11 protein-coding genes and 1 pseudogene are annotated in these 10233 nt (G+C 70.5%); 4 read left to right on the top strand and 8 right to left on the bottom strand.

The genetic code is table 11. The features are described 5' to 3' along the window. Together ACFOGJ_RS22230 and ACFOGJ_RS22225 are read left to right on the top strand one after the other, a co-directional pair. A pseudogene (locus ACFOGJ_RS22230) lies at positions 1-611 on the top strand (hypothetical protein); the annotation flags it as partial. 11 nt (positions 612-622) lie between these two features. Beyond that, positions 623-2122 carry an O-linked N-acetylglucosamine transferase family protein gene (locus ACFOGJ_RS22225; protein ID WP_379904720.1) on the top strand — a complete coding sequence of 500 codons (1500 nt, stop codon included), beginning with the start codon at positions 623-625 and terminating at the stop codon, positions 2120-2122. A 98-nt stretch (positions 2123-2220) separates the two neighbouring features. Here the strand turns inward: ACFOGJ_RS22225 and groL are convergent, their stop codons facing one another. Continuing rightward, positions 2221-3882 (bottom strand): chaperonin GroEL, encoded by a 1662-nt coding sequence (gene groL / locus ACFOGJ_RS22220; protein ID WP_379904718.1) that lies wholly within the window; start codon positions 3880-3882, stop codon positions 2221-2223. 172 nt (positions 3883-4054) lie between these two features. Then, positions 4055-4378 carry a co-chaperone GroES gene (gene groES, locus ACFOGJ_RS22215; RefSeq protein ID WP_379904716.1) on the bottom strand — a complete coding sequence of 108 codons (324 nt, stop codon included), beginning with the start codon at positions 4376-4378 and terminating at the stop codon, positions 4055-4057. 312 nt (positions 4379-4690) lie between these two features. Here groES and ACFOGJ_RS30345 point away from each other — a divergent pair, with 312 nt between their 5' ends. After that, positions 4691-5038, top strand: coding sequence for an usg protein (locus tag ACFOGJ_RS30345; RefSeq protein ID WP_449288599.1), 348 nt, complete (start codon positions 4691-4693; stop codon positions 5036-5038). A 33-nt stretch (positions 5039-5071) separates the two neighbouring features. Here ACFOGJ_RS30345 and gshB read toward each other — a convergent pair whose 3' ends face one another. The 6 genes from gshB to rsmI form a co-directional block, all read right to left on the bottom strand. Further along, the gene (gene gshB / locus ACFOGJ_RS22205; protein ID WP_379904714.1) at positions 5072-6046 is read right to left on the bottom strand and encodes a glutathione synthase; all 975 of its coding nucleotides are present in this window, start codon (positions 6044-6046) and stop codon (positions 5072-5074) included. 56 nt (positions 6047-6102) lie between these two features. Continuing rightward, complete coding sequence (locus ACFOGJ_RS22200) at positions 6103-6921, bottom strand: SirB1 family protein (protein WP_379904712.1); 819 nt, start codon at positions 6919-6921, stop codon at positions 6103-6105. Positions 6922-7048: 127 nt separating this feature from the next. Further along, complete coding sequence (locus ACFOGJ_RS22195) at positions 7049-7660, bottom strand: BON domain-containing protein (protein ID WP_379904710.1); 612 nt, start codon at positions 7658-7660, stop codon at positions 7049-7051. A 25-nt stretch (positions 7661-7685) separates the two neighbouring features. Continuing rightward, the gene (locus ACFOGJ_RS22190) at positions 7686-7949 is read right to left on the bottom strand and encodes a hypothetical protein (protein ID WP_379904708.1); all 264 of its coding nucleotides are present in this window, start codon (positions 7947-7949) and stop codon (positions 7686-7688) included. A gap of 25 nt (positions 7950-7974) precedes the next feature. Next, a complete protein-coding gene (locus tag ACFOGJ_RS22185) occupies positions 7975-8379 on the bottom strand; it encodes a YraN family protein (protein WP_379904706.1) in 405 nt (134 codons plus the stop codon). Next, a complete protein-coding gene (gene rsmI, locus ACFOGJ_RS22180; protein WP_379904704.1) occupies positions 8366-9487 on the bottom strand; it encodes a 16S rRNA (cytidine(1402)-2'-O)-methyltransferase in 1122 nt (373 codons plus the stop codon). Before rsmI ends, ACFOGJ_RS22185 begins: the two co-directional genes overlap by 14 nt. Positions 9488-9588: 101 nt before the next feature. Here rsmI and ACFOGJ_RS22175 point away from each other — a divergent pair. Continuing rightward, positions 9589-10233, top strand: a 645-nt coding sequence (locus ACFOGJ_RS22175) for an ABC transporter substrate-binding protein (RefSeq protein ID WP_379904702.1), incomplete at its 3' end; no start/stop codon positions are given.

Here is a 10233-nt window from a genome sequence, read left to right as displayed (position 1 = left end):
CCGCCGCCGCCGGTGCCGCGCATCCCGTCCTGGCCGCGCTGCCCGACGGCGCCCGGATCGATGCCGCCAGCGTCGCCCTTTGGGCGCGGCTGCTGGACCGCCTGCCCGGCGCACGGTTCCTGGTAGCAGCGGGCCGGCCCAGCGACCTGGCTGCCGACCGGATCCTGCGCGGCTTCGCCGCCGCCGGCATCGACAATCACCGGATCACCCTGACGGCGGGCGAACCGCGCCAGGCGGTCCTCGCCCGGGCGGATCTGGTGGTCGACAGCCTGTCCGGCGGCAGCGACTACGACACCTTGGGCCTCTGCGCCGCCGGCGCGCCGGTACTCGCCTGGCAAGGCGACCGCCTGTCGCGGCGGCGCAGTGCCAGCATCCTGGCGGCGATCGGCCATGACGAACTGGTGGTGGACCCTTGGCCCGACAATGGCGAGGCCGCGATCCGTGCCGCCTGCGACCTATGCGCCGATCCGGAGCGGCTGGCCCGCTACCGGACGATGCTTCCGGCCGCCGTGCGGCAGGCCGGCATCGCCGACCCGGCCACCCTGGCCCGGGTCCTGGAGGAAGCGCTGGTCGAGATCTGGAACCGCGCCGTCCAGGGCGCCGGGAGCTGAGGACCGTCAGGTTGGCGGAGAACCCGCCAGGAGACGCCGTCGGCGATCCGGACCTGCCGCCGGCGATGCAGGCGGCCTGGCAGCGGGCAGTGGCGGCCGGCAATGCCGGCCGTTACGGCGAGGCCCTGGCGACTGTGCAGGACCTGCTGGCCCGCCATCCGGACCATAACAGCCTTCTGCATACCGCCGTCCGGATCGCCCACAACGCCCATGACAGCGAACGCGCCTTCCGCCTGGCCTGGGACCTGGCCCGCCGGTCGCGCGGGGTCCATGCCCGGCACCAGGCCTATTCCCTGATGACCTTCTGGGCACCGTTCGTGTCCTACCTCAACCGGGAGGGGGTCGCCGCGGTCGGCCGGCAATGGGCGCAGCACCTGGCAGCGGTGATGCGCGGCGCGCCGCTGCCGCCGCAGGGGCCGCGGCCGGCGGACCGCCGGCTGCGGGTGGGCTACATGTCGCCGGCCTTCGGCTTCCCGTCCGACTACCAGCCGCTGGGCCACCATGATCCCGACCGGCTGGAGAGCTTCGCCTATTCCAGCGGCGCACGGCCGCTGGGGCGCGGCACCGTGGTGCCGAAGTTCGGCACCTTCCGCGACCTGCACGGCATGAGCGACAGCGCGGCCGCGCACCTGATCCGGCAGGACGACCTGGACATCCTGGTCGACCTGGGCGGCACCGGCGACGCCCAGCGCAATGGCATCCTGGCCTACCGGCCCGCGCGCATCCAGGTCGGCTGGAGCAACAAGCTGATCCCGCAATACGGGCCGCTTCTGGACTGGGTCATCGGCGATGCCGAATTGTTCGCTCCAGGCGATTTCATCGAGCCCGGCGCCGCGCGCCTGCTGGCCCTGCCGCAATCCGTCTGCGCGGTCGTGGAGATGACGCAGCCGCCTCCGCCCGTACCGCCGCCGATCCTGACCAATGCCCGCCTGACGATCGGCAGCCCGGCATCCGCCTACAAGATCAGCGAGGCGACCCTGGCGCTCTGGTCGCGCATCCTGCACCGGCTGCCGCAGGCGGTGTTCGCCTACAACACGCCCTTCCTGTCCGACCTGGTCGAGAGCAAGATCCGCGACGGCTTCGCCGCGCACGGCATCGGGCCGGAGCGCTACAGCCTGACGGTGCGGCGGGACACCGATTTCCCCACCGCAATGAACGGGGTCGACCTGGCGCTCGACGCCATCCCGTTCAGCAGCAACTTCTCCTGCCTGCAGACCTTGCGCCAGGGGGTCCCGGTGATCACCCTGGCCGGCGACCGGCTGCCCGGCCGGCTGGGCAGCAGCATCCTGCGAACCGCCGGCCTGACCGAACTGGTTGCCGCCACCCCGGAGGCGTATGTGGAGGCCGCCGTCGCACTGGCGGCGGATCCGGCGCGGCTGCGTGCCTATCGTTCCCGTTTGCCCGCGGCGATCCGGGAGGCCCGGCTCGTCGACATGCGCCTGACCGCCCATTGCCTGGAGCGCGCCTACGAGCAGATCTGGCAGATGCGCGCGGAGGGCGGCGCGGAATAGGGCGGCCCGGAACGGAAGAAGAGGGCCGGAACGGAAGAAGGGCCGCCGGTTGCCCGGCGGCCCTTCCCCGATTTCGGCTCTATGGAGAGGCCGGCAGCTTACATCATGCCGCCCATGCCACCCATGCCGCCCATGCCACCCATGTCGGGCATGCCGCCGCCGCCGCCGGCACCCTTCGGCTCCGGCTTCTCGGCGACCATGGCCTCGGTGGTGACGAGCAGGCCGGCGACCGACGCCGCGCCCTGCAGGGCGACACGCACGACCTTCGTCGGGTCGATGATGCCGGCCTTGATCAGGTTGCCGTACTCGCCGGTCTGGGCGTTGTAGCCCCAGTTGACGTCCTTGCTCTCCAGCAGCTTGCCGGCGACGACCGCGCCGTCCATGCCGGCATTCTCGGCGATCTGCCGGACCGGCTGCTGCAGGGCGCGCTTCACGATGTCGATGCCCGCCTGCTGGTCGGAATTGCCGCCCTTCAGCTTCTCCAGTGCCTTGACGCTGTACAGCAGGGCGACGCCGCCGCCCGGGACGATGCCTTCCTCGACCGCGGCGCGGGTGGCGTGCAGGGCGTCGTCGACCCGGTCCTTGCGCTCCTTCACCTCGACCTCGGTGGCGCCGCCGACCTTGATCACCGCAACGCCGCCGGCCAGCTTCGCCAGCCGCTCCTGCAGCTTCTCCCGGTCATAGTCGGAGGAGGTCTCGTCGATCTGCACCTTGATCTGGTTGCAGCGGGCCTCGATCTCCTTCTTCTTGCCGGCGCCGTCGACGATCGTGGTGTTCTCCTTGTCGATCGTGACCCGCTTGGCGGTGCCGAGCATGCCCAGGGTGACGTTCTCGAGCTTGATGCCCAGATCCTCGGAGATCACCTGGCCGCCGGTCAGGACCGCCATGTCCTCCAGCATCGCCTTGCGGCGATCGCCGAAGCCCGGCGCCTTCACGGCCGCGACCTTCAGGCCCCCGCGCAGCTTGTTGACCACCAGGGTGGCCAGCGCCTCGCCCTCGACATCCTCGGCCACGATCAGCAGCGGCTTGGAGGACTGCACCACCGATTCCAGCACCGGCAGCAGCGCCTGCAGGCTCGACAGCTTGCCCTCGTGCAGCAGGATGTAGGGGGTGTCCAGCTCGCAGACCATCTTGTCGGCATTGGTGATGAAGTACGGCGACAGGTAGCCGCGGTCGAACTGCATGCCCTCGACGACGTCCAGCTCGGTCTCCAGGCTCTTCGCCTCCTCGACCGTGATGACACCCTCGTTGCCGACCTTCTCCATCGCGCGGGAGATCATCTCGCCGATCTCGGACTCGCCGTTGGCGGAGATGGTGCCGACCTGGGCGACTTCCTTGTGGCCGGTGACCTTGTTGGAGCGCTTCTGCAGGTCCGCGACCACGGACTCGACCGCCAGGTCGATGCCGCGCTTCAGGTCCATCGGGTTCATGCCGGCGGCAACCGCCTTGGCGCCTTCCTTGACGATCGACTGCGCCAGCACGGTCGCGGTGGTGGTGCCGTCACCGGCCTGGTCGTTCGCCTTGGACGCGACCTCGCGCACCATCTGGGCGCCCATGTTCTCGAACTTGTCGGAAAGCTCGATCTCCTTGGCGACGGTCACGCCGTCCTTCGTGATGCGCGGCGCACCGAAGGACTTCTCGATCACGACGTTGCGGCCCTTCGGGCCCAGGGTCACGCGCACCGCGTCGGCCAGGGTGTCGACACCCTTCAGCATCTTGGCGCGGGCGTCGGTCGCGAACTTTACTTCTTTCGCTGCCATTGTCTTTCAGTCTCCTGTCAGGTCCGCAGCCGTCCCGTGGCCGACGCACCGAAGGCACGTCGCGCCGGGCGCGACTGGCGGAGAGGGATCCCGGTGCGGCTGAAGCGGACGGGACCGGACCGGTCCCCGCACAGCCGTCGCCACCGGAGGGCTCAAGAGCGGCTGCGCCGGATCAGGCGGCCTTCTTCTTCGACTTCGGGGCGGCGGTCCCCTCGATCACGCCCATGATGTCGCTTTCCTTCATGATCAGAAGGTCTTCGCCGTTGATCTTGACCTCGGTGCCGGACCACTTGCCGAACAGCACGGTGTCGCCCACCTTCACGTCGAGCGGCACCAGCTTGCCGGCCTCGTCGCGCGCACCCGCGCCGACGGCCAGGATCTCGCCCTCCTGGGGCTTCTCCTTGGCGGTGTCGGGGATGATGATCCCGCCCGCGGTCTTCGCCTCGCTGTCCAGGCGCCGCACCAGGACGCGGTCGTGCAGGGGCCGAAACTTCATGCTGCCTCTCCTCGGTAGCTGCAGGTGCGCGGCGCCGCGGGCGCTTCCTTCCCCTGAGGAGATCCGGACCCGGTCCGGACGCCGCCAACTGCATCGAAATTGCTTGATTTCCCGCCCCGGCAAGGACTGCTAGCACTCCCCGCCGGCGAGTGCCAGACACGTAGGAAATCAGGCAGACCCTGTCAAGGCTTGGCAGCACTCTTTCGTGATGAGTGCTAACACATTGATATGACTGATGTTTTCGGCTTGACCTTGTCGTCGCGCGGCCGCGAAACTTGCCGATCGACAAGAACAAAGTGGAGGCATTGGCGCATGACCATGGACCGGAAGGGGCCTTCGGGCCTTCTGGAGAGCCAGGACGGTGGCGTCCTGGCGCCGGAAGCGGCCGGCAATATCGACGATGGCCGCATCCTCGACATCACCCGCTACCGCCTGACCACGGCGGAGATCCTCTACCACATGCCGGACCATCCGACCCTGCTGCAGACCTATGTCTGGCAAGACATGGACATGGCGCCGCGCTTCCCGGTGCTGCACCGGTTCCTGGACTTCTGGCAGCGGGAACTGGAAGGCAAGCTGAACCGGGTCCGCATCGCCCATGCCGGCATCGTCGGGCCGTCGGGCTCGCGCTTCGTCGACCTGCAGGTCGCCCTGCACTGACCGCCGGGCGCCAGAAGGCGGGAGGCTACCCTTTCAGGCCGCCGCCTGGGCGGCGCGACGCGCCTCGATCGCGTCCCAGATGCGGGCCTCCAGCACCACGCCGTCGTAGCGGTTGACCTCCTGCAGGCCGGTGGGCGAGGTCACGTTGATCTCCGTCAGCCAGTCGCCGATCACGTCGATGCCGACGAAGGTCAGCCCGGCCTCGCGCAGGGTGGGTCCGATCGCGGTGCAGATCTCTCGCTCGCGCGCGGTGAGTTCCGCACGCAGCGGCTTGCCGCCGACATGCATGTTGGAGCGGGCCTCGCCCTCCGCCGGCACGCGGTTGATCGCGCCGACCGGCTCGCCCTCCACCAGGATGATCCGCTTGTCGCCCTGGCGCACCTCCGGCAGGTAGCGCTGCACGATCACCGGCTCGCGGCCGCGCTCGGTGAACATTTCCAGCAACGCGCCGAGATTCTCGTCCTCCGGCCGCAGGTGGAACACGCCCGCGCCACCATTGCCGTACAGCGGCTTGACGATGATGTCGCGATGCTCGGCCCGGAACTCCCGGATCGCCGCCGGATCGGCGCTGATCAGGGTCGGCGGCATCAGCCCCGGGAACTGGGTGACGAACAGCTTCTCCGGCGCATTGCGCACCGACGCGGGGTCGTTCACCACCAGGGTGCGGGGGTGGATATGCTCCAGGACGTGGGTGGTGGTGATATAGGCCATGTCGAACGGCGGGTCCTGGCGCAGCAGCACCACGTCCATCGTCGCCAGGTCCAGAAGTTCAGCCGGCCCGAGGGAGAAATGGCGGCCCTTCTCGCGGCGCACCTCAAGCGGACGGGCACGGGCCTGCACCAGGCCCGCCGGCGAACCGGGATCGCGCCGGAAGGAGAGGTCGCGGGGCAGGTAGTGCCACAGCCGGTGGCCGCGGTTCTGGGCTTCCAGCGCCAGGACGAAGGTGGAATCGGCATCGATGTCGATCCCCTCGATCGGATCCATCTGGATCGCGACGGCAAGGCCCATCTCGTTACTCCCCCATATCCCGGGCGAGGCGGTCCCGGGCGGCGCGGACTTTAGGGTCAGTTCATGCTGCTGCGCAATTGCTGCAGCAGGATCGCCGTGCGGTGGCGCTCGACCTCGTCGCCCGGCAGCGCCAGGGACCGTTCCAGGGCCTCCACCCCGCCGCGCAGTTCGCCCGCCTGCGCGCGCAGCAGCCCCAGTTCGCGCCAGCTTTCGCCATGGCTCGGCGCCAGCGCCACCATCGCCTCCAGCACCTGCGCGGCGCGCTTCATCTGGCCGTTCTGGACCGCCCGGATCTTCACGTTGTTCTGCAGCCGCAGCAGCACCGCCCGGTCTTCCACCGGGGCATAGAATTCCGGCAGCAGGTCCGGCACCTGCGCGACCTTGCGCACGATGTCGCGCATCTGCCCTGCCTCCAGCCGCCGCCCGTGATAGAACGGGTCGAGCACATGGCGGGTGCCCGCGCTGTCGACCGAGATCAGGAAATGCGAGGGGAAGTTCAGCCCTGACGCCGGCAGGCCGGCACGCCGCGCCACGCCGATATAGAGGATCCCCAGCGCCACAGGCAGGCCGCGCCGCCGGTCGATCACCCGGATCATGTTGGCATTCTGCGGATCGTCGTAGTTGCGCTGGTCGCCGCGATAGCCATGGTCGTCGGCCAGGGTCCGGATCAGTGCGGTGACCGGTTCCTCGTCGCCGGTGTCGAGACGCTGCTTCAGCAGGCCGGTGATCTCGTCGATATAGGCGCGATAGCGGTCCAGCGCGACATGGGGACGATCTCGGGCGGCAAGCAGCAGGGCAGCCTCGATGAGCTCGATCCCGTCATCGGGCCCCTCGCCCATCTTCTGCAGCGCAGCCAGCGCTTCTTCAGGTTCCATCGGGGATCCGACCCTCCAAGCCCCCTGCCGATACGCCATCCGCCACCAAGTCCGATGCCTCCAAGCCGCCATCCCTTGCCGGTGCTGCAACGGCGCAACCCGCGATCCCGACCGACCCCGCTCCCATTCAGCTTGCGCGCCGCGGGTCCGATTTCAAGATCACGTGGCTGACGACGGATCGCACGCCGGGCACTTCCCGGGCATGGTCCACCACCCGCTCCGCCTCGCCCTCCGACAGGGCGACACCCAGCAGATACACCGTGCCGTCATTGACCAGCACCCAGTAGTTCACGTCCGCGATCGCCGCATCGCCCAGCAGCTTGGCGCTCAGGCTGGTGGCGGCCCAGCGGTCGTCGGCGATCTGCGACAGGCCGGGTGCCGGGCCCACCTTCAACTCGTTGATCACCTCCCGTACGCCGTTGACCGCCCAGACCTCGCGGGCGGCATAGTCGCGATCCTCCGGCCGGGCCACATTGCCGACCAGCAGCACCCGCCCCTCCACCACCGCGAAACCGACGGCGCTGAACAGGGCCAGGTCGCGGCTGAGGAAGATGTCGTTCAGGTCCAGCCTGATCCGGGTGTCGGTGGCGGCATCTGCCAGGCTGCGCTCCTGCACCGCGGCGACGCCGACCGAGGAGGCGGCGCCGATCGCCGTGCCCACGGGCGTGCAGCCCGAGAGCACCGGCAGTGCCAGGATCGTCACGCACAGGAACAGTCTGGACAGGAGCAGTCTGGACAAGGCAAGCCGGTGCCGCGCTGGGCGCCTAGTCGTCATCGTCGTCGTCGGAGCCGCTGACCGCATCCACCGCCGAACTGCCGACATTGCCGACCCCCCGCACCGTGGCGGCGCCGATATTGGCGGCACCTTCCACCGCCGCCGCGGCACCGGAGGTCACGCCGCTGACAACGGTGCCCACCGGGGAACAGGCAGCAGCGCTCAGCAGCAGGGCCGCCGCCGAGACGGCGGCGAGCAGGGGCGGCCTTGCGCCGGCACGCGGCGCCGGGGAAATCGCCGGTAAGACCTTCATGGTGTTCACCCTTCCGGTCGCGGGATCAATCATCCAGCCGCCAGACATCCCGCAGGTGTCGCAGGCGGCAACCGCGCACGACTATAAGGTCGAAGCGCAATGCAGGCACGGCCGCCGCCCGGTCGCCGGACGCGCGCGCGGCATGCCGTTGCACGAAGGCCATGGCCGCCCGCGCGATGCGGCGCTGCTGGCCGCGGGCCAGCCCCTCCAGGGCCTCCGCCAGCCGGCTTTCGTCGGCGCGCCGCTTCACCTCCACCGCCACAATGACGCCGCCGCGCCGCGCAATGATGTCGACCTCGCCGCCGGCATGGCGCCAGTTGCGGGCCAGCACGCGATAGCCTTTCAGGCGCAGCCACAGGACCGCAAGGGCTTCCGCCCTGCGCCCGTCCCGCCAGCGCCGCTGTCGCGCGGACCGCTCATTCGCCGTCATCGCAGCCATCTGGGCCGCCACTTGGGCCGCCAACCGGGCCGCTGCCGCCCGCCGCTCCGGCCCGGTCGCGCAGCTCCAGCGCGCGGGCATAGACCCGGCGGCGCTTCAGGCCCAGTGCGCGGGACACCTCGTCGGCGGCGCTGCGCACGCTGGAACCGGGCAGGGCGGCGAGCAGGGCAGCGTCGAGATCGTCCTCGCTGGCCGCTGCCACCGCCGGATCCGGCGGTGCGACCAGCAGCACGACCTCGCCCCGGGGCGGGCCGCTCTCTCCATAAGCGGCAGCCAGTTCGCCCAGCGGCCGGCTGTCGAAGGTCTCGAACCGCTTGGTGATCTCGCGCGCCACCACCGCCTCACGGTCGGCGCCCAGCTCCGCCGCCATGTCCGCCAGCACGGCCGGCAGCCGTGCCGCGCCGGTCAGGAAGACCAGGCTCACCGGCAAGGCCGCGACCTCGCGCAGCGCGCGCCGGCGCTGCTCCGTCTTCTGGCCCAGGAAGCCGCCGAACAGAAAGCGGTCGGTGGGCAGCCCGGCAGCGCTCAGGGCGGCGATCGGGCTCGCCGCACCGGGGATCGGCACCACGGCGATCCCGGCGTCCCGCGCTTCGCGCACCAGGCGATAGCCGGGATCGGCAATCAGCGGCGTGCCCGCATCCGACACCAGGGCCAGTGCAGCGCCGTCGGCAAGCCGCTCCAGGATCGCCGGCCGGACGCGCGCGGCATTGTGGTCATGATAGGGCCGCAGCGGCCGGGCGATGCCGTAGGCGTTGCACAGCTTCGCCGTCACCCGCGTGTCCTCGCAAAGGATCGCGTCGGCCCGCATCAGCACGTCCCGTGCGCGGAAGGTCAGATCCCGCAAATTGCCGATCGGGGTGGCGACGATATACAGTCCGGGGGCCAGTGCATCCGGCACGCGATCATCCGCCAGCCCGTCCTGCGCCGCCGCCCGCGACGGCGTGCCGTCCGCGTTAGCGGTTGCGGGACTGGCGGCGGGATCGGACCGTACCGGTGTCGAGCCACCCGGGTCGTCCAGCCCCGGTTGGTCCAGCCCCGGTTCGTCCAGCCCCGGTTCGTCCGGACTGTGCCCGTTCCGTGTCCCGATCCGCCGGGTCATGCCCGCCGCCCCCGAGGAAGAGGCCGTTTGCCGTGTCGACCCATCGCCAGTCTCTCCGCCGCCCCTGCCGCTCACCCCGCACCCCGCTCCGCGCCGGCGCCATGCGCATCCGTCGCGCGGGCCCGCTGATCCTGCTCGCCGCGCTCGGCCTGACGGCCGCAGCCTGCGCCAATCAGCAGGGTAGCGCGGGCCAGGGCGCCACGGCGAGCGTTCCCAAGAACACCCTGCCCGCCAGCAGCAGGCAGACCGACGCCGGCGGCACGGTCCTGCAGCCCCCTGCGGACGACCAGATCCGGGTCGGCTTCCTGGCGCCGCTGAGCGGACCGCAGCAGGCCGTCGGGCAGGCGCTGCTGAACGCCGCCCAGATGGCGGTGTTCGACCAGCCGCGGGCGAAGCTGGTCCTGTTGCCGCGCGATACGAAGGGCCGCCCGGACGGGGCGGCGGCAGCGGCCAGCGAGGCGGCGGTCGAGGGCGCCGTGCTGCTGGTCGGCCCGCTGTTCGCCGAATCCACGCGCGCCGCCACGCCGGTCGCAAAGTCCCGCGGCCTCGGGGTCATCAGCTTTTCCTCCAACCGCCAGGTGGCGGGCGACGGGGTCTACATCCTGGGCTTCACCCCGGGCGAACAGGCGGAGCGGATCGTCAGCTATGCGGTCGGGTCCGGCCTCACCCGCCTGGCGATCCTGGCGCCCGACAATGCCTACGGGACCACCGTGGTGCAGGGCGCGCAGCGGGCGGCAGGGCGGCAG

The organism is Marinibaculum pumilum (assembly GCF_042646425.1).
Classification (GTDB): Bacteria; Pseudomonadota; Alphaproteobacteria; order Ferrovibrionales; family Ferrovibrionaceae; genus Marinibaculum; species Marinibaculum pumilum.
Note: the sequence above shows the minus strand (reverse complement) of the source record. Positions and strands in the feature narration are given on the sequence as shown.